Origin of the sequence: Shewanella khirikhana, assembly GCF_003957745.1 — a bacterium.
GTDB classification, from domain to species: domain Bacteria; phylum Pseudomonadota; class Gammaproteobacteria; order Enterobacterales; family Shewanellaceae; genus Shewanella; species Shewanella khirikhana.
This window is the reverse complement of record NZ_CP020373.1, coordinates 2,775,644-2,798,313: the sequence shown is the minus strand read 5'-3', so window position 1 is coordinate 2,798,313 and position 22,670 is coordinate 2,775,644. Positions and strand designations below refer to the sequence as shown.

14 protein-coding genes and 3 pseudogenes are annotated in these 22,670 nt (G+C 50.2%); 16 read left to right on the top strand and 1 reads right to left on the bottom strand.

Features of this window, described 5'->3' with window-relative positions:
- Window positions 1-152: 152 nt before the first annotated feature.
- Both STH12_RS21820 and STH12_RS21795 read left to right on the top strand, forming a co-directional pair.
- Window positions 153-2,171: pseudogene (locus STH12_RS21820) on the top strand (InlB B-repeat-containing protein); the annotation flags it as partial.
- Window positions 2,172-2,195: 24 nt separating this feature from the next.
- Window positions 2,196-5,561, top strand: a complete 3,366-nt coding sequence (locus tag STH12_RS21795) for an ImpA family metalloprotease (protein WP_126169513.1) — start codon at window positions 2,196-2,198, stop codon at window positions 5,559-5,561.
- Between the two features lie 402 nt (window positions 5,562-5,963).
- Here STH12_RS21795 and STH12_RS12180 read toward each other — a convergent pair.
- Window positions 5,964-6,287 (bottom strand): annotated as a pseudogene (locus tag STH12_RS12180) (transposase); the annotation flags it as partial.
- 83 nt (window positions 6,288-6,370) lie between these two features.
- On the opposite strand from STH12_RS12180, the pseudogene STH12_RS12175 reads away from it, so the two are divergent.
- From STH12_RS12175 to tssA, 14 genes and pseudogenes are all read left to right on the top strand, one after another.
- Window positions 6,371-6,753 (top strand): annotated as a pseudogene (locus STH12_RS12175) (transposase); the annotation flags it as partial.
- A gap of 520 nt (window positions 6,754-7,273) precedes the next feature.
- Window positions 7,274-7,768, top strand: coding sequence for a type VI secretion system contractile sheath small subunit (gene tssB, locus STH12_RS12170; protein WP_126167792.1), 495 nt, complete (start codon window positions 7,274-7,276; stop codon window positions 7,766-7,768).
- Between the two features lie 51 nt (window positions 7,769-7,819).
- Entirely contained in the window at window positions 7,820-9,295 is a 1,476-nt protein-coding gene (gene tssC / locus STH12_RS12165) for a type VI secretion system contractile sheath large subunit (RefSeq protein ID WP_126167791.1), read from the top strand.
- Window positions 9,296-9,384: 89 nt separating this feature from the next.
- Window positions 9,385-9,729 (top strand): type VI secretion system baseplate subunit TssE, encoded by a 345-nt coding sequence (tssE, locus tag STH12_RS21790; RefSeq protein WP_418856617.1) that lies wholly within the window; start codon window positions 9,385-9,387, stop codon window positions 9,727-9,729.
- Between the two features lie 3 nt (window positions 9,730-9,732).
- Window positions 9,733-11,499 carry a type VI secretion system baseplate subunit TssF gene (gene tssF / locus STH12_RS12155; protein WP_126167790.1) on the top strand — a complete coding sequence of 589 codons (1,767 nt, stop codon included), beginning with the start codon at window positions 9,733-9,735 and terminating at the stop codon, window positions 11,497-11,499.
- Window positions 11,496-12,464, top strand: coding sequence for a type VI secretion system baseplate subunit TssG (gene tssG, locus STH12_RS12150; RefSeq protein ID WP_126167789.1), 969 nt, complete (start codon window positions 11,496-11,498; stop codon window positions 12,462-12,464). The genes tssF and tssG overlap by 4 nt, the downstream gene beginning before the upstream one ends.
- Before the next feature lie 10 nt (window positions 12,465-12,474).
- Window positions 12,475-13,821, top strand: a complete 1,347-nt coding sequence (tagH, locus tag STH12_RS12145) for a type VI secretion system-associated FHA domain protein TagH (protein ID WP_164551204.1) — start codon at window positions 12,475-12,477, stop codon at window positions 13,819-13,821.
- Complete coding sequence (gene tssJ / locus STH12_RS12140) at window positions 13,821-14,354, top strand: type VI secretion system lipoprotein TssJ (RefSeq protein WP_174234583.1); 534 nt, start codon at window positions 13,821-13,823, stop codon at window positions 14,352-14,354. The genes tagH and tssJ overlap by 1 nt, the downstream gene beginning before the upstream one ends.
- A 2-nt stretch (window positions 14,355-14,356) precedes the next feature.
- Complete coding sequence (tssK, locus tag STH12_RS12135) at window positions 14,357-15,688, top strand: type VI secretion system baseplate subunit TssK (RefSeq protein ID WP_126167786.1); 1,332 nt, start codon at window positions 14,357-14,359, stop codon at window positions 15,686-15,688.
- Window positions 15,689-15,691: 3 nt separating this feature from the next.
- Complete coding sequence (gene icmH, locus STH12_RS12130) at window positions 15,692-16,483, top strand: type IVB secretion system protein IcmH/DotU (RefSeq protein ID WP_164551203.1); 792 nt, start codon at window positions 15,692-15,694, stop codon at window positions 16,481-16,483.
- 9 nt (window positions 16,484-16,492) lie between these two features.
- On the top strand, window positions 16,493-19,081 hold the full coding sequence (gene tssH / locus STH12_RS12125) for a type VI secretion system ATPase TssH (protein ID WP_126167785.1): 2,589 nt from the start codon (window positions 16,493-16,495) through the stop codon (window positions 19,079-19,081).
- Complete coding sequence (locus STH12_RS12120) at window positions 19,081-20,628, top strand: sigma 54-interacting transcriptional regulator (protein ID WP_126167784.1); 1,548 nt, start codon at window positions 19,081-19,083, stop codon at window positions 20,626-20,628. The genes tssH and STH12_RS12120 overlap by 1 nt, the downstream gene beginning before the upstream one ends.
- The gene (vasI, locus tag STH12_RS12115; RefSeq protein WP_126167783.1) at window positions 20,625-21,266 is read left to right on the top strand and encodes a type VI secretion system-associated protein VasI; all 642 of its coding nucleotides are present in this window, start codon (window positions 20,625-20,627) and stop codon (window positions 21,264-21,266) included. Before STH12_RS12120 ends, vasI begins: the two co-directional genes overlap by 4 nt.
- Window positions 21,260-22,654, top strand: coding sequence for a type VI secretion system protein TssA (tssA, locus tag STH12_RS12110; RefSeq protein ID WP_237158601.1), 1,395 nt, complete (start codon window positions 21,260-21,262; stop codon window positions 22,652-22,654). The genes vasI and tssA overlap by 7 nt, the downstream gene beginning before the upstream one ends.
- Window positions 22,655-22,670: the final 16 nt, after the last annotated feature.

Sequence of the window (22,670 nt, the reverse complement as noted above, 5' to 3'; positions counted from 1 at the left end):
TTATGTTTAAATACTTAATATCAGTGTCTTATCATTAGTGCTGGCCAATGTTGCAAACCGGCAACGCTGTGATTTTATCATCTTTAATTCATTGTTCAGCCAAGTGGTGAGTTAATATCCAGTCATGCATTTAACGTGACAAAATAAGGTTAATGAAAAGTATTCTGTTTTTTATCGTGCTGATTTTAGCACTTGGAGGGTGTGGGGAGGAGAAAACTCACTATGGTGATAGCAACCTATTACCTTATTATACCGCCCTTGCTCAAAGCAGCTCAGGCGGTAGCATTACGCCGGCGAGTCTCAGCATTGAATCCGGGGAGCAGGGCCGTTTCTCTGTTGCGGCAGATAACGGTTACGTTCTCGACAGTATCGAAGGCTGTGGCGGTAGTTTACATGGAGCCACATTTACGACTGCAGCCATGAGCGCGGATTGTCGGGTTACGGCGAGTTTTGTTCCGTCAGTGACTCTTTATACTGCCCTTGCTCAAAGCAGCTCAGGCGGTAGCATTACGCCGGCGAGTCTCAGCATTGAATCCGGAGAGCAGGGCCGTTTCTCTGTTGCGGCAGATAACGGTTACATTCTCGGCAGTATCGAAGGCTGTGGCGGTAGTTTACATGGAGCCACATTTACGACTGCAGCCATGAGCGCGGATTGTCGGGTTACGGCGAGTTTTGTTCCGTCAGTGACTCTTTATACTGCCCTTGCTCAAAGCAGCTCAGGCGGTAGCATTACGCCGGCGAGTCTCAGCATTGAATCCGGGGAGCAGGGCCGTTTCTCTGTTGCGGCAGATAACGGTTACATTCTCGGCAGTATCGAAGGCTGTGGCGGTAGTTTACATGGAGCCACATTTACGACTGCAGCCATGAGCGCGGATTGTCGGGTTACGGCGAGTTTTGTTCCGTCAGTGACTCTTTATACTGCCCTTGCTCAAAGCAGCTCAGGCGGTAGCATTACGCCGGCGAGTCTCAGCATTGAATCCGGAGAGCAGGGCCGTTTCTCTGTTGCGGCAGATAACGGTTACGTTCTCGACAGTATCGAAGGCTGTGGCGGTAGTTTACATGGAGCCACATTTACGACTGCAGCCATGAGCGCGGATTGTCGGGTTACGGCGAGTTTTGTTCCGTCAGTGACTCTTTATACTGCCCTTGCTCAAAGCAGCTCAGGCGGTAGCATTACGCCGGCGAGTCTCAGCATTGAATCCGGAGAGCAGGGCCGTTTCTCTGTTGCGGCAGATAACGGTTACGTTCTCGACAGTATCGAAGGCTGTGGCGGTAGTTTACATGGAGCCACATTTACGACTGCAGCCATGAGCGCGGATTGTCGGGTTACGGCGAGTTTTGTTCCGTCAGTGACTCTTTATACTGCCCTTGCTCAAAGCAGCTCAGGCGGTAGCATTACGCCGGCGAGTCTCAGCATTGAATCCGGGGAGCAGGGCCGTTTCTCTGTTGCGGCAGATAACGGTTACGTTCTCGACAGTATCGAAGGCTGTGGCGGTAGTTTACATGGAGCCACATTTACGACTGCAGCCATGAGCGCGGATTGTCGGGTTACGGCGAGTTTTGTTCCGTCAGTGACTCTTTATACTGCCCTTGCTCAAAGCAGCTCAGGCGGTAGCATTACGCCGGCGAGTCTCAGCATTGAATCCGGGGAGCAGGGCCGTTTCTCTGTTGCGGCAGATAACGGTTACATTCTCGGCAGTATCGAAGGCTGTGGCGGTAGTTTACATGGAGCCACATTTACGACTGCAGCCATGAGCGCGGATTGTCGGGTTACGGCGAGTTTTGTTCCGTCAGTGACTCTTTATACTGCCCTTGCTCAAAGCAGCTCAGGCGGTAGCATTACGCCGGCGAGTCTCAGCATTGAATCCGGGGAGCAGGGCCGTTTCTCTGTTGCGGCAGATAACGGTTACATTCTCGGCAGTATCGAAGGCTGTGGCGGTAGTTTACATGGAGCCACATTTACGACTGCAGCCATGAGCGCGGATTGTCGGGTTACGGCGAGTTTTGTTCCGTCAGTGACTCTTTATACTGCCCTTGCTCAAAGCAGCTCAGGCGGTAGCATTACGCCGGCGAGTCTCAGCATTGAATCCGGGGAGCAGGGCCGTTTCTCTGTTGCGGCAGATAACGGTTACGTTCTCGACAGTATCGAAGGCTGTGGCGGTAGTTTACATGGAGCCACATTTACGACTGCAGCCATGAGCGCGGATTGTCGGGTTACGGCGAGTTTTGTTCCGTCAGTGACTCTTTATACTGCCCTTGCTCAAAGCAGCTCAGGCGGTAGCATTACGCCGGCGAGTCTCAGCATTGAATCCGGAGAGCAGGGCCGTTTCTCTGTTGCGGCAGATAACGGTTACGTTCTCGACAGTATCGAAGGCTGTGGCGGTAGTTTACATGGAGCCACATTTACGACTGCAGCCATGAGCGCGGATTGTCGGGTTACGGCGAGTTTTGTTCCGTCAGTGACTCTTTATACTGCCCTTGCTCAAAGCAGCTCAGGCGGTAGCATTACGCCGGCGAGTCTCAGCATTGAATCCGGGGAGCAGGGCCGTTTCTCTGTTGCGGCAGATAACGGTTACGTTCTCGACAGTATCGAAGGCTGTGGCGGTAGTTTACATGGAGCCACATTTACGACTGCAGCCATGAGCGCGGATTGTCGGGTTACGGCGAGTTTCATCACTAATGCTGCCAAAGCAATTCTTCATCATGACCACAGGTACGCTAGTGACGCTGAACTTATTCGTCACGCAAGAGACTCCATCGCTACGATCGAAGCTTCTCGAAAGGATTTAGTTGATACTCTTTATCACGGTATCAATCAAATCAGTTGGCGCCCTGGTCACGATTCTATTACTTTCACCAGTTTTTTACCGGAGCGATCCCAAATTTTATTGCCAGCGAATAAAGATGGTAAAGGCAACAACAGCAGTGCTAATCGTGGCCTAGTTATGGTTGCAGAAGAAGGCGAGTACCGTAGTGTCGCCATGGCAGCAAATTTGTTTTCGGTCAACACTTCATCTGAAACAAATATGCTGCTTAAACGCCTTATTGGTTGGCTTACAAAGGGTGGGGATCAAAAAATCGGATTCAGCATCGTGACAGCGCAGGTGCCGAGCCGAGCTGACAGCAGGTATTTTCCCCACAACGAGGATATTCGTGACTGGTTAAGCAATAACTACGCCAATCAATTTGTTATCAATGATGAAAATGTGTGTGACTACAATGAGTTGTTATCCTGCATCGATAGTTTGAAACCTGATTTGATTATCCTGTCGGACTTGGATCGCGCAGGTCTAGGCCATAACGGTATTGTGGCGGCGGTGGCCAAGGCTAGGGCCGCAGGTATTCCTTTGTTATTGTCTAATTACATGCGTAATGCGAGCGCCATGTTATCTCCGTTGTATCATAGAATGGGCTTAGTAACCTATGGTAACTATTGGTCAAAACTCAATGCTGATGCCGTTATGGTGACTGATATTCGTGCTAGCAATGATTATTTGGTTGCAGTTGATGGACTAATGGAAAATCTCAGTAATGGCAACTTCAGCACGGAGCATCTTGATGCTTGCAATAGCAACTTCCTTGCCTGTGACAGTAGCCCTTTCAGGGATAACTTTAAGGAAGGCGCCGATTGGCTGAGAAGTTCAGTGATTACCCTTGATAGAAACCTGACCGATGCGTTTAGTTTGAGTGATGCTAATGTAATCCAAGCTGGTTTGTTGCTTGCCGACAAATACCGAGACGCCATCGACTACCCTATCAGTTGGGATGAACATCAAAATTGGCAGCAGGCAATGTTTGCCGATTGGCTAATAAATTACGCTCGGCTAAGTAACCAGTCCCAGCCAGATCTCGGTGAATATATCACTGACCGTAGTATGCTTACCAAAGGCAGTGCTGCTACGTATCGCCACCCAGAGACTAGTGTTGATCGTAAAACCATTCGTGTTGGCTATCCCAATCAGTGGACCACCACTGGCTGGTATGTTCTTCCAGGGCAGATGGTTACTCTCACACGCCACGATAACTCTTCCGCCAAAGCTGAAATTAAGCTCAATTACCACAGGTTCAATACCAACAGAGCCTTCCAGCAGAAGGTGTATCGTGCCCCATTGGAGCTAGCAACTCAGCGTCTGCCACTGGCTCCTAATAGTAGCGTAAGCTTTTCAAGCCCCTACGGTGGCCCACTCTATCTGTACTTCTCTGGTGTGGAAGGAGACTTGCAGGTAGACATTAGTGCAGATGGAATCACACATCACCCCACTATCATGGACTTTGGCGATGACAATCAAATTCAGCAGTTTAATGAGCGTTTGAGCGAGACTGAGTTGCCACACGTTGATCTTAGAACCGATGGTGCTGAGCAGCATTTGCGTCGTGACCGTTTTACCAATGCGATTGGCGGAAGCGTACCAGATGTTAGTTCCTTGCTAAGGAGTATTGCAGAGGATCACATCAATGGGGTTTACACCCTTGCTGGTTATAAAGTACAGGGTAAAACTCTGGCTGAATCAATGCCTGCTGACGTAAAAGCGGCGTGCTTGAACATGATTGGCAACGAGTGTATTGATGAAACTCTGCATACTCGCAAAATCATCCAGCACGCTAACTATGATCAGAATGCTCACTGTTTTAGTGGATGCAGTGGCAATCCTTGGGATGCTTCTTGGAATATCAACCCAATTGGTTGGGGGGACAACCACGAACTGGGTCACAATCTTCAGGTCAACCGTCTCAATGTGCAGTATGTAGCGGCAAGTGATATAGACAACTGGACGAAGTACAGTAGTCGTGCTGGTGAGAATTCCAACAATATCTTTCCCTATGTTGTCAGGTGGCGGACACATTACCTGAGAGACGGTAATACAAGTCAGATCACTAGCGGTAATATGAATCATAAGGATCTATTTTTCGTATTTATGTCTGATGCTGCTGCGGTAAAAAATAGTAGCGGTAATCGCGTGGTGCTCGATGGCAATTGTCGTGTACTGGATGGCAGTAGTCGCTATGAATCCCCTTGGAAAAGCAATGCTTATGCAGTGCACAATGGATATCGCATGGCATTTTATATTCAGATGGCGCTTCGCGCACATAAGATGGAGTTGGTCGATGGAACCCGCTTAGCCAATGGTTTCAATATATTCACTCTGTTGTACCTGCATCAGCGTATCTTTGGCGCTCTGAGTGGTGATATAGCTAACTGGGATGCCAACAAAGACCGACTTGGTTTTGGCATGTTTCCATATGAGGGGCATAGTGTTTACGGTGGTAGAAAGGTGCGCGATATTCCCGGTAACGATTTTATGCTGGTTGCCTTGAGTAAGTTGACTGGCCGTAACTGGCAAAGCCACTTCGATATGATGGGTCTTCGATACTCAACTCTGGCAGCCACTCAAGCACAGGCCAATACCACTAAAGGTAGTCTTGAGATGGGGATGTATGTGCTGGAAACAGACTTGCCACCCGCTAATATGAGCGAAGGTCTTTCGTTCAAGTCATTGTCTGTTCAGGATGGAAGTACCACATGGCATGATGGTAGTTCGCCAGTGAGCTGCCCACAGTGATATTTGATCGCTGTACGTATGGCATTTCAGTTTTAATATTTGCGAAATTATTTATATATTTGAAATTTCGAATGTTTATAGGTTCAGCGATTGGCTGCACGTAGATAACATCTGAAATCTTGCGGTAAGCTATGTAAAGTTTTTCTGTAAGAAGGGGTTATCTAGCTGTCATTGGCCAATATGCAATCCTACCTGCACTGGGAGGGGAATTCCCCTTAAGGTAGGAAGCCAAAATGTTACAAATTACTTCTAATGTTAAGCTGTTCTAGCTCAGACCTGATCTGACAGTTACCCGATTTTAGGGGGGCGTTGACAGATTAGGTTTGGGCTAAATTTTTTCAGCCCAAACCTGTTTTCCATCAATTAGTGCTGCCACGGGTGTTCGGATTCATTAGACCACTACAGCGCCATCTCAGTGGCATTAAGGAGTGCGGCCTTATAGACACACTTTAAATCCTCCATGAACGCCTTCTGGCTTTTAGACGCTACGTACTTCATTGAGTTACGAATTTAATGAATGATGCATGACTGCACCTCTGTATGTGGGTAAATGGTTTCAATGGCTTCTGGGAAGCCTTTAAGGCCATCGACACAGGTAATAAGTATGTCTTTGATGCTGCGATCATGAAGATCGGTCAGTATGCTCAGCCACTGATGTGCGCCTTCACTCTCAGAGATATACAGCCCCAACAGCTCCTTTTTTCCTTCTACATTGAGCGCCAGAATGAGGCGTTGTTGCCTAAATCCTTTTGAACCATTTCAGCCAGCGGTGATCAGATCTTTCAGCACAGACTGACAGAGTCATCATCATGGGCAAAGCCAAGCACAAAATCATTAACTGCCTGAGTACAACCAGAGTTTACGCAATCGCGGTTTATTGACTTTTTGGATGGATGACGCAGCCATTAACGGCTGGTTATGCCATCAGCATCATGGTGGTCGGGGGCGCGGTTTTCAGTTTACTGACCAGGCGATTGAAGTCGCTCTGATGCTGAAAAGCGTTTTTGGCTTGTCGTTGCGCGCCACAGAAGGGTTCATTAATTCCTTGTTTAAGCTGATGGATATTCCCTTAGCCTCACCGGACTATAGCTGCCTCAGCAAGCGGGCTAAAACCGTGAAAATTGCCTACCGAGCGCCGAGTCATGGCCCGATTGCCCATGTCGTTATCGATGCCACTGGCTTTGACCTTTTCATTAGATTTGTTAAATTTTGAACAAAAATCCGTCGTTGCCATATCTAATTCAGCTAATTTTGGAGTCGAGCAACATCCACTCAGGGTAATGGCCGTGACAAGCGTTAAAGTATTGGTGATAGTGTATTTCATTTCGTCTCCTTGTCTTATTTAGTTAAAATGCTAAGTCGAAATAGTGCGTGTCTACATATTTCGCATGCTTGCAGTTTCATGTATTTCGTAATGTTTAGACCTTGTAGTGATTACGTGGCGGTTACTATCGACAGGTTACTTTTCAAGACCGTTACTAACTATACGATTTTATTATTCTTCGATTAGCAAACGCATCTTTATATAATAGATTTTGAAAGAAAGATTGATAAATTTCCAATGAAGCAAGTTGTAGAATGACTCGTTGACACGCTTAATTATTATTAATAATTAAAGGCAATCAAGGTTGTTGATGGTGTTTTCAAACTTGGTAACATAGGAAGTCAGACGAGGGAATAGTCAAAACACAAAAGAAGGAGAATCTTAAGTTATGTCAAAAAACAGTTCGGTTGCGCCTAAAGAACGCATCAATATTAAATATGTCCCCGCCACGGGTGATCAACAGCAAGAACTTGAACTCCCTCTTAAGCTGTTAGTGCTGGGCGACTATAAAGGTCATCCAGATGAAGCGGTTTTAGAGGACAGAAAAACGGTTCAGGTTGATAAGTCAAACTTTGAATCTGTTATGAAAGAGGCGCAATTGTCTATTACAACCACGGTTCACAATCGTTTGGTTGATGGTGAGGACGACGGCGCAGAGCTTTCTGTTGATTTAAATTTTGAATCCATGCGTGACTTCACTCCGGATGCCGTAGCGCAGCAAGTGCCTGAGTTGCAAAAGCTGATTGAACTGCGCGAGGCTCTTGTTGCCCTTAAAGGCCCCCTTGGCAATATTCCTGCTTTTAGAACCAAACTCCAGAATTTGATTGCATCAGAAGACTCCCGGGAGGCTCTGCTGAGCGAGCTGCAATCGCTCGAAAGCTGACCTGTTGTGGACCTAGGTCTATAGTAATCTGTTTATTCAAGGAAATTTGTCATGGATGCTCAACCCCAAACGGAAGCTTTGGCACCGTCAGCCAGTATTACACTGCTCGATCAGATTATGGAGCAGTCAAAAATTACGCCAGTGGATGAAGGTTATGATATCGCCCGCCGTGGCGTAGCGGCCTTCGTAGCTAACCTGCTGCTTACCGACAGCACTGAAGAGCCAGTCAATAAGGCGCAGATTGATAAGATGCTCGTTGAACTTGACCGCAAGATTAGCGGTCAGATGGATGCGATTTTACACAACGAGAAGTTTCAGAAGATGGAGTCTGCTTGGCGCAGTCTGAAACTGCTGATCGAACGCACCGATTTTCGTGAAAACATCAAAATTGAAATGCTGCACGTCACCAAAGACGAGTTGTTGGACGATTTTGAATTCTCTCCAGAAACAGCTCAGTCTGGTCTGTATAAACATGTCTATTCTGCAGGTTACGGCCAGTTCGGTGGTGAGCCAGTCGCGGCGATTGTGGGCAACTATGCCTTTACGCCATCCAGTCAGGACATGAAGCTGCTGCAGTACGTTGGTTCTGTCGGAGCCATGGCTCATGCGCCATTCTTGTCTTCCGTATCCCACGAGTTCTTTGGTGTTGAGTCTTTTGAGCAACTGCCAAATATCAAGGATATCAAGGCGGCATTCGAGTCACCAAAGTATACCAAGTGGCGAGGTCTGCGTGAGTCTGAAGATGCACGCTATATCGGACTTACGGCACCGCGCTTCCTGCTGCGTGTACCTTATGATCCAGTGGATAACCCGATCCGTAGTTTTAACTACCGTGAAGATGTCTCGGCCAACCACGAGCATTACCTCTGGGGTAACACTGCCTTTGCGTTGGCTACCCGTTTGACCGAAAGCTTCGCCAAGTATCGGTGGTGTCCAAATATTATTGGTCCTCAGAGTGGCGGTTCCGTCGATGATTTGCCGGTGCATGTGTTTGAGTCCATGGGGGCGCTGGAAAGCAAGATCCCCACAGAAGTGCTGATCACAGACCGCAAAGAGTTTGAGTTGTCCGATGAGGGCTTTATCTCTCTGACTATGCGTAAGGGCAGCGATAATGCCGCCTTCTTTTCTGCCAACTCGATTCAGAAGCCCAAGGTGTTCCCTAACACCAAAGAAGGTAAAGAAGCGGAAACCAATTACAAGTTGGGTACCCAGATCCCTTACATGATGATCATCAACCGTTTGGCGCACTACATAAAGGTGTTGCAGCGTGAACAGATTGGTGCTTGGAAAGAGCGTCAGGATTTGGAGCGAGAGCTGAACAATTGGATTAGGCAGTACGTTGCGGATCAGGAAAACCCACCAGCAGATGTACGTAGCCGCAGACCTCTGCGTGCTGCCCGCATCGAAGTGAAAGATGTACAGGGGGATCCGGGTTGGTACCAGGTTTCCATGGCTGTACGTCCGCACTTTAAGTACATGGGGGCCAACTTCGAGCTTTCCCTAGTTGGACGTCTGGATCAGGAGTAATCCACTTGTTCCATGACGAGGACAATACCCTCAGTGTCGGTTTCTTTGAACGTTTGGGAACCGACCTTCGTTCCCCGCGGGAGAGGGTAGTGGATATTGGTGACACCCTAGAGTCTATTAAGCGAAATATCTCCAGGGTACTTAACACCAGAGTGGGGGAAAGCCAGAGTACTCCTGAATTGGGGTTGTTCGATTTTAACGATGCCAGTGCCAGCAGTAAGGATCTGTGTTGCAGGATGCAGCAATCTATCCGCCAGTGCATTGGAAGATTCGAACCTCGGCTTACACAGTTGCAGGTCAGTGTGTTGTATGACGAATCCAGCCCGGTGATGTTGAAGTTCTTATTGCAGGGCAGGGTCAACGTTTCACACAGAAACGATCTGCTGAAGATAGATTTGCTGTTGGATACCAATCGCAGGTATAGAGTGGTTTAGTCATTGTCGCAGGATAAATATTTCAGGGATGAGCTCGCATTTCTTCGGGAGCAGGGGCGGGAATTTTCGCAGTTGCATCCAGAACTGGCTCGTTATCTTCACGGGACGCACACAGATCCCGACATTGAACGTCTGTTGGAGGGCTTTGCCTTTCTAACCGGTCGCCTCAGAGAAAAAATCGATGACGAGTTTCCTGAATTGACCCATTCAATGATTAGTATGCTCTGGCCAAACTATTTAAGGCCAGTGCCCAGCTACACCATAGTGAAATTCACGCCTCTCCAGAGCGGTATTACCCAAAGGCAAACGGTGGCAGCCAGAACTATGCTGGATACCCATCCGGTGGATGGGCAGGTATGTCATTTCCGAACCTGCCGCCCGCTGGATATTTATCCTATGAGTTTGATTGATATTCATGCCATCCACTCAAGGGAGGCTTCCAGTATTACCTTGGATTTCTCGGTGGAGACCGGTCAGAGTTTGCAGCAGATACAGTTAGAGTCACTGGAGTTTTATCTCGGCGGTGAAATCTATAGCGCCCAGATGCTGTACCTGTGGCTGAACCATTATCTTGGGGGTGTCGAAATCCGCTGCAATGGCAGCAGCGTTACCTTGCCGTGCAGTGCATGCCGACCAATTGGATTTGAACCCAGTGACAGCGTTTTGCCTTATCCAAAAAATGTTTACGACGGTTATCGGGTTATTCAGGAATATCTGACTTTCCCCGATGCGTTTCGCTTTTTTAAAGTGGTTGGCTTGTCCCAGGTGGTGCCGGGGCAGTTTCAGGGCAATTTTTCTCTCAAGTTTAACTTTTCCAAGACCCTGCCAGCAGATGTCCGTATCAATCAGGATACCTTCGAGCTTTACTGTGTGCCAGCCATCAATCTGTTTGATCATGACGCCGACCCGATAGATTTTACTGGCAAGCGGGTGGAATACCCGGTCATGCCATCAAGTCGTCATCCGGCCCACTTTGAAATATTCAGTATCGACAGGGTTGAAGGCTGGCTGGAGCACGGCGACGGCCGTAGTCGTGGTCAACCCCGGGTTTATCACTCATTTGAGAGTTTTCAGCATGAAGTTGAGCGCAGTCGCCACAGAACTGCGCTTTATTATCGCAGCCGAATAAAGAACAGCTTACGCCATGATGGTGCCGATCACTTTCTTTCCTTTGTCAGGGGGGATGAAACTGCCTGCATGGGAATTAATGAGTGTATTTCTCTCAAGCTGACTTGCTCCAATCGGCTACTGCCCTCGCGTCTGGGCAAGGGGGACATTTGTATTGCCACTGATTCATCCCCGAGCTTTGCCCATTTTCGCAATATCACCGAGCCCAGCTTTCCTGTCAGGCCGGTACTCGATGGCAGCTTGCTGTGGACTCTGATTTCTAATCTGTCGCTGAACTATCTTTCGCTGCTCTCCCGGGATGCTATTTGCAGCATTATCCGCAGCTATGACTTTCGCGCATTGGTGGACAGACAGGCTGAGCAGGTTACTAACAGGCGTCTGGCGGGGATAGTGGCTATTGAATCCAAACCCTCAGAGCGAATTATTCGTGGCTTACCCGTGAGGGGACTTAAAACCATTCTCAAGTTGGATCAACAGAGCTTTGCATCCGAGGGGGATCTCTATTTATTTGGCGCGGTACTCAACCGCTTTTTTGCTCTGTACTCCAGCATTAACTCGTTTCACGAACTGGTGGTGGTCAATGTGCACAACAAGGAAACTTATACATGGGATCTCGAGCAGGGTCAGCAGCCCTTGATATGAGTGCTCAGGCCCCCCTGCCGGTCCCTGAACGATACCGCCAATACAATTTTTTTCAGTTGGTGGAACTGCTGCACAAGGTGCAGAACCAGGATCCACAAAAAGATGACTGGGAACGGGAAGGTAGGTTGACTTTTCGGGCCAATCCAAGCCTGGGTTTTGCCGCCGCGGATATTTCCGATTTAACCCAGCTGCATGGCCGGGTACAGCTCGAAACTTGCTTTATGGGGTTGGGAGGAGCTCAGTCACCGCTACCCAATTACATGTTGGACATGCTGCTGGAAGACGAAGAGGGCATACGAACCAGCTTTCTCGACTTTTTCAGTAATCGCCTGACATCACTGCTGTACAGAAGTTGGCGTAAGTACCGTTACTACGTTCAGTTTCAACATGATGCAAGGGATCAGTTTTCGGCGCAGGTCTTCTCATTGGTGGGTTTGTCCAGTGAACACCTCAGGGCAGACAGTGTCATCAATTGGAGCAAAATGTTGGCCTATGCAGGTACCCTGGCCGGTCGTAGCCGTTCGGCTCAGGTACTGTCAGGCATAGTCGCACACAGCTTCGATTTGACCGATGTCAGTGTCCGTGAGTGGCAGTTCCGTTGGGTCGCCATTCCGGCAGATCAGCGCAGCATCCTCGGTATCAGCAACATGCAGTTGGGGCAAACCACTTTACTTGGGGAAAAAACACCGGATGTCAGCGGCAAGTTTGTGCTCTGTATTGGCCAATTGGCGCAGGAGAGATTTCGTGAGCTTTTGCCATCGGGGCGCGAGTTTGAGCCCTTGTGCCGATTGGTTGAACTAGTGCTCCGTGAGCAGATGGCATTCGATCTTGAATTGACTATCAGGGACGACGAAGAGCCTGTTCTTAGGCTTGATTGCGATGGCGTTGGTCAATTGGGATGGTCATCCTTTTTGGGTACGCCCAAGGTGACGCAAAAACGGGTTCTTATTCAGATAAGAGAGTAGGAGTGAAATCGTGGAACAGCTAATCGCACTGAATGTGGTGAATTGTCAGGCCCTGGAGTCAGGGTTGCAGCCACATATTCAGATGGATGCCGAAGGGGGCAGCATAGGTGCTGGTGCGGGTAATAGTTGGGTACTGCGTGACAGAGCCGGTGATATTCCAGCAGTTTTTTGTCGCATCCAATTGATAGATGGAGCTTACTGCGTTGAGGATTTGTGTGGTGCGCTTTGTATTAATGGTGCCAGTCAAACCTTGGGCATTGGAAAAAAAGCCCGCCTGAACGACAACGATTCACTGTCTATAGGCCCCTATTTGGTGCGGACATCTATTTTTGACGTCAACGAGGCCCAGCCCGCTGCCAAGCGGGAGTTATCGGCATGGCTTGGGGTTCCTGATGATGCGCTCCTGTGCGAACCTCGGGAGGAAGCTGTGGACGACGGGGTGGCGAAGGATACAGATGAATCACTGTATGATCCGCTGCTGGCTATCGAGCGGCAACTGTCTGTCCTGCAAGGTAAAAGTGTTCTGGCCGACATGGCGCTAAGGCCTGCCAAGGAGCAGCAAAGTTTGGTGCCTGAAGACAACTTGGCGGCAGGGAAAATGCACGTAGGGCAGGCAGACACCAATTTTGATCCCTGCTCAGCAATTAGCCTGTCGGGAACACAAAGACAAGGAAAGGAAATAATCATGGACCAGAGTGAACAGGCACAGGTGCCAAATGAGTTTGAACAAATGTTTGCCGATTGGGAGCAGCAGGGGGGGCAGCATCTGGCGGCAGTACCCATGATGGCGGGGCTGGGAGTCAGTTTAGCTCAGACGGGTAATGTCGAACAGCAGCAAGCCCTGTCCATGGAAATGGGCGCCGCGCTGCAAGCCGCTATCAAAGGCTTGCTTTCACTGCATTTGGACGCAGGTAATGGGCGGTATGATCTGATTAACAAGAATCTGCAGCCGATTGAAGACAATCCTTTGCGGCTGGGGCTGGGTTATGAGGAAACCGTGCGTACCCTCTTTGATGATGATTGTCGCAGTGAGGTGCATTTGTCTCCGGCTGCGGCTATCAGCGAAAGCCTGCAAACCCTGGCTAACCATAATCAGGCGGTAAACTTTGCCATCGGTGAAGCACTGGAAAATATCCTGGCGTCTTTTTCGCCGGAAGTGCTTCAGCGCCGCTTTTCCCAATATCGCAAGGCCAGCGATATTGGCAGGCAGCAACCGGAAAGTTGGTCTTGGACCATGTACCAGCATTATTACCGTGAACTGACCTCATCACGCCAACAGGGCTTCTCAAAACTCTTCTGGGAAGTATTTGAACAGGCCTACGACAAAAAAATCAGGGAACTGCAGAGGGCTGTGTGATGGAGAGTCTGGCCCGTTGGTCGGTCGCTGCACTGATGGTGTTCCTGCTAGGTGGTTGCAGTTCAGCCTGGAATGCTACCAAAAAAACCGCTCAGGTCATATGGGATCCTTCGATTCCCGTCGGGGACATGACCGACCGTGAAACGCTGCTTACATTCAGCATGTATGCACAAACCACAGTAAACCCCAACGCGGAAGGCGAACCGACTCCGATTGAGATGGTGGTCTTTGAACTGGAGGACGACTCCAAGTTTCTGGCTGCGGATTTTGACTCTTTGATAGCAGATTTCAAAAAGTCCCTGGGATCCAACTATGTGGACCACAGCGATTTCACCTTGCTGCCCGGGCAGTTCAAATTCGTGGATCCCATGAAGGTTGATGGTGACGTCAGATACATAGGTGTGATAGCCAAGTTTAGCCAGCCAGAACAGGCTCAGTGGAAAAAGGTCATCAAAATCAAATCTGTAGGTCATGAGTATCACTTGCTGATGTTCTTTGATGACCACAGCATTATTTTGGACAAAGTGGAATAAGCATGTCAGCAAGAAACCGAGTGATCTGGAATGAAGGGCTGTTTATCCGTCCTCAGCATTTTCAGCAGCAACAGCGATATCAGGAGTATCTGCTTGACTCCCGGCTAGACGCCGTTGGCGGCTATCTCTATGGCGTCGAATGGTTGGAGCTAAATCCAGAATATCTGAGTTTTGGGCGCATCGCGTTGCAAACCGCAAAGGGCGTTATGCCTGATGGTACGGCGTTTAATATCCCCCAGGAAGATGTGTTGCCCGATGCACTGGAGATCCCAGATAGTTCTTACGCGAACCAGATTGTCTACCTGGCGTTGCCATTACGTACCGACAGTATTAAAGAGGTGGCGCAATTGGAAAGCGATGCCGGACGTTATTTGCAAAGACGCTTCGATGTCCGGGATATTCACACTGAACAGGGTGATTTTTCCGCCATTGATGTCAGTCCCGTGCGTATGCGACTGATGTTGGAGCGTGATGACCGCAGTGCATTCAGCTACCTCGCCATTACCCGCATTCTGGAAAAACGTCCAGATGGCAGCCTGGTGATGGATCCTGCGTTTATTCCCTGCCATTTCAATGTTCGAGCCGTAACCTCGTTGTACCGATTCCTCGCAGAAATGGCAGGTTTGGTGCGTGAGCGTGCCAGAAACATTGCCCATCGGTTGGGTTCGCCAAGCCAGGGCGGCGTGGCAGATGTTGCCGATTTTATGCTGCTTCAAACCCTGAATCGGGTTCAGCCGCGTTTGCATCATCTGTCCTTGCTCAGAACACTGCACCCAGAAGCACTCTATCGCGAGCTAATAGGGATCTGCGGTGAGCTGTTTACCTTTACCGATGACAGTCGAATGGCACCCGAATTTGCCGCTTATGACCACGACATGCCGGTCAGAAGCTTTTTACGCCTGATGTCTATGATGCGCCAGGCACTCAGTACCGTACTGGAGCCGAAGGCCGTTTCACTGCAGCTACAGAAGCGAAACTATGGACTCATGGTTGCGCCTATCCAGGATCAGGAGCTGGTTAAGCAGGCTGACTTCATCCTGGCTGTACGTGCCCGTATGCCGCTTGAAGAGCTTAAGCGGTTGTTTGTGCAGCAGACCAAAATTGCCTCGGTGGAGAAAATTCGCGAGCTGATTTCCCTGCAACTGCCGGGCGTCCTACTCATACCGCTACCAGTTGCGCCGCGCCAGTTGCCCTATCACGCGGGCTATAGCTATTTCCAACTTGAACGCAGCAGTAAAAGCTGGGAAATGCTGACTAACTCCAGTGGCTTTGCGTTCCATGTCGCAGGAGACATTCCGGATCTTGAACTGCAATTCTGGGCGATCAGGAGTTAATTCATGGAAAAGAAAATGCATGCGCAGCCAATGTCGGCAGAGCAATTGGATAGCTTATTGTTTGATGAGGTTCAGAAAGTCAACGCAGACAAGGAGTACTGGTTCCAACTGCGTGGTCATGGCATTAACCCCTTGATTGATGCGGCCACGCCCTTATTTGGCATGGTACTGAGGGTTCGACGATTGACCCAGCTGGATGACGTGCCGTCCCTGTATCACAGTACGGTTGATGACATTATGGCCATTGAGTCTGAATTGACCAATCAGGGGTTCGAGCGGGCTGAAATTCTTGCCTACCGTTATGTCCTCTGCTCGTTCATCGACGAAGCCGTGATGATGACACCATGGGGAACCGACAGTGTCTGGGCTGAGCACTCACTGCTGACTCGCTTTCACAACGAAACCTGGGGCGGGGAGAAAGTATTCGGGATTTTGCAACGATTGGAGACTGAGCCTGCCCGTTACCAGCAACTGCTTGAGTTTATTTACCTGTGCTTTTGCCTTGGGTTCGAGGGGCGTTACAAAGTCATCAGCAACGGCCGGGAAGAATTCGACAAGATTATCTCACGCCTTTACGAAACCCTGAGGTTATTGAGGGAAGAAGAACCCAACCTGTTACCCAGAGCGACTGAGCACGTGGTTCAGGCCCGTTACCGTTTGGGACGCCAATTACCTATCTGGAGTGTGTTTGCGGGCTTCGCGTTGATGCTGTCGGTGATCTTCATCTTTTACTCGGTGTCGCTTTCTCAGATATCCAGCGATGTCCTCAATCAACTTCATCAGATCCTGAACTAAGGAAAGTACATGATCAGAATCGAATTGCCGACCCTGATTGGCAAACTTAACAGCCAGAGCAAAACGGCCCTCGAAGAGGCCGCATCCCTGTGTATCAGCAGACAAAATGCAGAAGTGACCTTTTTACATCTACTGTGCTGCCTGCTAGATAATCCCCTGGGCGATGCGCGGTTGTTGTTAAAGTCATTTGAACTGGATGCAGACCAGATCCGCCTGCAGGCACTTGAGTCCATGGCCAAAGACACCAGCCTGGATCCCTATCCTGTATTTTCTCCGTTATTGATTGAGTTGATGCAGGATGCTTGGCTGCTGTCATCCACAGAGTTGGGGCAAACTCAGCTGCGCTCAGGCGCGCTGCTTGTATGCAGTTTGATCCATGCCGAGCGGTATCTGCCTGCGGCATTGATTGACAGCTTCAGTGCGGTTAACCGTGAGTCTTTGCGGCGTAATTTCACCGCGCTGCTGCGCGATTCATCTGAATCACACAAAGTTGAGCAAACTGCTGCGCAAACTACACCTCAGCCAGCAACAGCCCTGGGCAAATACACCACTGATTTTACGGCTCTGGCGCGGCAGCAACAGTTGGATCCTGTGTTGTGCCGTGATGATGAAATCAGCCTGATGATAGACATTCTCTGTCGTCGCCGTAAGAACAACCCCATCGTGGTTGGCGATGCCGGGGTTGGCAAAAGTGCTGTTGTTGAGGGACTGGCGCAGAGAATTGCCCAAGGCATGGTGCCCGATAAATTAAAGGACGTAACCCTGCTGTCGCTCGATCTGGGGCTTCTGCAAGCTGGCGCTTCGGTCAAAGGGGAGTTCGAAAAACGGCTGAAGAGCATCATTGGTGAAGTGAAACAGTCGCCTTTGCCTGTGGTGCTGTTTATCGATGAAGCCCACACCTTGATTGGTGCAGGCAATCAGGAAGGCGGTGGCGATGCCGCCAACCTGCTCAAGCCCGCCTTGGCGAGAGGCGAGTTAATGACAGTCGCCGCCACCACCTGGAAAGAATATAAAAAGTATGTTGAGAAGGACCCGGCGCTTAGCCGCCGTTTCCAGTTGGTCAAACTGGATGAGCCCAGTGCAGCACAAACGGTCAATATCCTGCGCGGCTTGCACAGTATTTATGAGCAGCAGCATCAGGTGTTTATTCAGGACGCTGCTCTGAAAGCGGCGGCATTTCTTTCCGACCGATATCTCTCTGGACGTCAGTTGCCAGATAAAGCCATCGATGTTTTGGATACCGCGTGTGCCCGGGTTGCCATCAATATGAGTACGCCGCCAAGGCGATTGAGCCTGATTGATAACTTGCGTCATCAATATCGAATGGAGCTTGGGTTGATTGAGCGTCAGCAGGGTATTGGCTATGACATAGACTCAGAGCGCCAGCAGCTGCAACAATTGCTCAGTGGTGTGGAAGAGGAATATCAGGAGCTGTCCGCCAGCTGGGAATTACAGCGCAATCTTAGCCAACAAATCATCGAAATACGACGCTCTTTGCTTGAAAACATCCATGACGACGGCGCGAATACCGGTGAGCTCAGAGCAGAGCTTCGCAGGCTGGAGTCAGAGCTCACAGAATTGTCAGGACCTGAACGACTGGTATTTCCACAGGTGGACGAGGCCCAAATAGCTGCGGTAATTGGTGATTGGACCGGTGTGCCAGTGTCGCAAATGACCGCCAATGAATTGGATATCCTGACACATCTGCCCCAGCTGCTTGAGCAAAGTCTTAAAGGTCAGTCGCCGGCACTGGCGCGATTGCATCGTCATCTGTTAACCGCGAGGGCCGACTTGCGCATAGCGGGCCGTCCCAAAGGTGCTTTCTTACTGGTGGGGCCCAGCGGCGTGGGAAAAACAGAGACAGTCGTGCAGATTGCCGAGCAGCTCTATGGTGGTAAGCAGTTTATGACCACCATCAATATGTCCGAATATCAGGAAAAACATACGGTTTCCCGGCTTATCGGTTCGCCACCGGGTTATGTGGGTTATGGGGAAGGGGGGCTGTTAACCGAAGCCATACGTAAGAAGCCCTATTCAGTGGTGCTATTGGATGAGGTTGAAAAGGCGCATCCGGATGTGCTGAACCTGTTCTATCAAGCTTTTGATAAAGGGGAGTTGGCTGATGGCGAAGGCAGGCTGATTGATTGCCAGAACGTACTGTTTTTCCTGACCTCGAACCTAGGTTTCCAAACCATAGTCGACCATGCGCATCAGGTTGAATTACTTGAAGAGGCCCTCTATCCAGAGCTTGCAGCCTTCTTTAAGCCTGCGTTGCTGGCTCGCATGGAAATCGTACCTTATCTGCCTCTTGGTGAGGATGTGCTGAAGGACATCATCGTATACAAGTTGGATGCACTGAAAAACCGCCTGGTCGACAAGTACAAGGCTGAAGTTTCCATTGCTGATGCCTTGGTTGAGGCCATTCAAAGCCGTGCCACCCGCAGTGAAAATGGTGCCCGTATGCTGGAAGCCATTATTGATGGACAGGTGTTGCCACCGGTCTCGCTGGCATTGCTGAACCGACTTGCGCTGAAAGAACCTGTATCGAAAATTTGCCTGGATTATCGCGATGGTGAGTTTGTAGGAGATGTGTGTTAGTGGCGTCTGAACCTTGGTTAAACCGTGCTGCTGCATTGCTGGGTATGCAGCAGGAGGCGGCATTGGTAGCGGCTTTTTGTGCCACCTTGCAAACCTTACTGCCCGCTCAACGCGCCATGCTGTTTCTGCCCAGCGTAGACGGTCGCTCGTTATGTGCCGAAACCCAAAGCGGTGAGCCTTGCGGTGAGGCTCGTAGGTGGGAGTTTGAGGTGGACGATTTTCGTCAGCCCCTGTCTCATGTTCTGCAGAATGGTAAACCGATGCTGCTGGACTCGCAGACCTTGGTTTATTGGCAGGAGCAGCCTGAGTTTAGTGAATTAAGCCAGCTTAACGGCCAACAAGCGTTGCTCATTTACCCCATGGCCGATGTTGAGCATGTGCTTGCCGTGCTCTGTCTTTGGGTAGACGGACAGCAGGCGGCTGCCATCCTCTGTGATAACGATTGGCAGGATTACAGCAAAGTATTTTTGGGGCAGTGGCAGATGATGACTCAGATGCACATCAGCACTGTTCGCCAGTCAGAGTTATCGGACTCTTTGCTGCAGATGTGTCACCAGCAACGTGAAGCGCAAAATTGTGAAGGGCTGAGCCGAACGCTTGTTGGTGAGACAGACGCCATGCTCAAACTTCGTCGGGAGTTAAGTCGCGGTGCACCTTTGCAGCTTGCGGTAATGATCCAGGGTGAAACTGGTACCGGTAAAGAGGTTGTAGCCCGTGCCATTCATGATTTGTCCCCTCGCGCGGGGAAGCCGTTTGTTGCCATTAACTGTGCGGCAATTCCGGAAAATCTACTGGAATCAGAGCTGTTTGGTTATGTAAAAGGTGCTTTTTCGGGGGCTGATAAAGATAAAAAAGGACTGATAGCCCAGGCCCACGAAGGAACCCTGTTTTTGGATGAGATTGGCGACATGCCGCTCAATCTGCAATCAAAGCTGCTGCGGGTGCTGGAGAGCTACCAGTACCGTCCAGTGGGCGGGCAGGAGGAAGTCACAGCAGATTTCAGGCTGGTTACCGCAACCCATGTGGATCTTAAGGCCCAAATCCAGCAAGGCGGCTTTCGACGGGACTTATTTTATCGGCTTTGTCAGTACCCTTTGAGTCTGCCGCCATTGCGCGAGCGGCGCGATGATCTGCCTCAGCTGGTGCAGCATTTTATTCAGCTGTTCAATCGTGAGCAGCAACGTCAGGTGCCAGGGATCCGTCACGGTGCATTTAAGGTATTGTATGGGCACGATTTTCCCGGCAATGTCCGTGAGCTTAAAAACCTGATCGAATATGCCTGTGCTCTGACTCCCGATCATGAGGAAATCAGTCAGGACAATCTGCCGCCGCTGGATGGCGTATCCCTCGATTCCGGAGAACTGGATACCCAACATGAATTTGACCGCATTTTTGATTTAAAGGCGGCAGTTTCTCAATTCGAACGGGCGGTGATCCGTTCCCGGTTAAAGGCGTTTAATGGCGATCGTAACAAAGCAGCAATGAGCCTGGGGCTGCCCAAGCGCACCTTGTCTCATAAGTGCCAGAAACTGGAGATCACCGAATGAATGCCATGGTCAAACACTTGTTTCTGTGGGGGAGTCTGTGGCTGGTGGCTAATGCGCACGCTGACACCTTATCGGAGGCGAAATCCTGCACCCTCATTCAGGCGAGACTTGAGCGTCTGGCGTGTTTTGATGCTGTTTTTCAAACCCAGGTTTCACCGGACAGCCTGGCCGTCAATGCCAGACGTGAGCCTGACAGTGTGGTCTTTGCCAACGCTTCGGAGGCGGTGCGGGCCGAACGCAGTGGCTTTATTGCCGCTCCGAATAACACAGAGAGTGACTATAGATTCACGGCATCGGCACTCGGCGCGCTGCCACCACGCCCCATACTCATGCTCAGCTGTGTAGATGACATCAGCCGGGTCGAATTAATCCTTCCCAAAGCAGCGGCGGCATCAAAGGTGTCTGTGACATTGGCCAGCAGCAGTGGCGAGGCCATGACGCAAAATTGGCTAAGCGACGATACAGGTCTTATTTATCGCTCAGGCAGGGGGCTGGTCGCCATAGGTGTGATGAAGCATGTGTTAAGAGGGGATGAGCTGACACTGTCTTCGAATGTCGATGCTATTGAGGGATTGCGATTTGATACCACCCATTTGGCTGAAGTGATTGCGCCCATGCGAGGTGCCTGCAAATGGTAACCATGGTCATTTCCGATTATGTCGACAGCATTGTCCGCCCTGTGTCAGCACATAAGCCCGAGGGCGACAGGCTGAATGACGACCCGGTATTCGATTTCATTGAAAATCAGATGATGAAGGTGGGTTCCCTTGCCCACGGTGACGTGGCCTGGCAGGAGGTAGAGCGAGCTGCGGTGGGTTTGCTCGAATCAAAATCCAAAGATCTGAAATTGGTCAGTTATTTACTTCAATGTTTGCAATATCAGAGCAGCATTCAACGGTTCAGTTGCGGCGTGGCGGTGTTAGCGGCCTTTATGGCCGAGTATTGGGAGGTTTGCCACCCGGCCCCCGGTCCCCGGGGAGCGTTGCCAAGGCGACGTTTTTACCTGCAGATCATGCAGCGATTTCTGAAGTCCATTGACACAGTGCGGTTGGTTGACGATCCGTCTCAGTGGGACGAGTTGCACAGGTACATGGATTTGCTGCGACAGCAAGTGGTTGCGCATGATTTACCTCTGGAGGAGCTCAATCAACTTCAGAGCCTGGTATCCCAGAGGCATAAGGAGCAGCAGAGTCAGTCTCAGGTCAATACGACTGTGCCCGAAGGCCATCAAACTTCTTCGTCAAACGCCACTTCCACACTGGAACTTGACAGTAGCAGCGACAAAAGCAGCAAACAAACCTTGCTGAAAGTGGCCGAGTTCATCTGCGAAACCCCCAGTGGCATGGCCTTGGGATTAAGGCTCAGACGTTTCGCGGTTTGGTTTTCGATTGCCACTGCGCCGGAGAATGCCAATGCCAAAGGCGTGACCAGTTTGATGCCAGTGTCAGCTGACAGGATTGCCGATTATGAATCGGCCGTGGAGCGCAGCCCGGATTTGGCGCTGCTTCGCAAGATAGAACAAAGCCTTTGCCTCGCGCCTTTTTGGTTGGATGGTCACTATCTTTCGGCACGATTGGCGCTGAAGTTGGAGCAGCCCGTCTGGAGTCAGGCCATTCGTGAGGAAACCCAAGCCTTTCTTGGGCGCTTACCCACGCTGGCACAAATGAGCTTCAAAGATGGTTCGCCTTTTGCGTCCAAGGAGACGCTTGTCTGGCTCAATGAAGAACCCCGAGGTGGTGGCGGGAAAGCGCAATATGGCGGCGAAGCTGAAATCAAGGATTTAGCTGAGCAAGGCGGATTGGTTTTGGCGTTGTCGGCGCTGAACGAGCAATTGCTCAAGGCCAAGGAGCCCAGAGACCAGTTCTACCTTCGCTTGTTGGGCGCGGATTTGAAACACCAGCACAAATTGGGTGCGTTGGCACAGAGCGAATATCAGGTGCTGCTGGAGCAGGCAAATAAAACCGCCCTGGCCGACTGGGAACCTGGTTTGATGTCGCGGTTAACACAAAAAGCAAACATAAATTGAGTACAGGGAAAGTGAT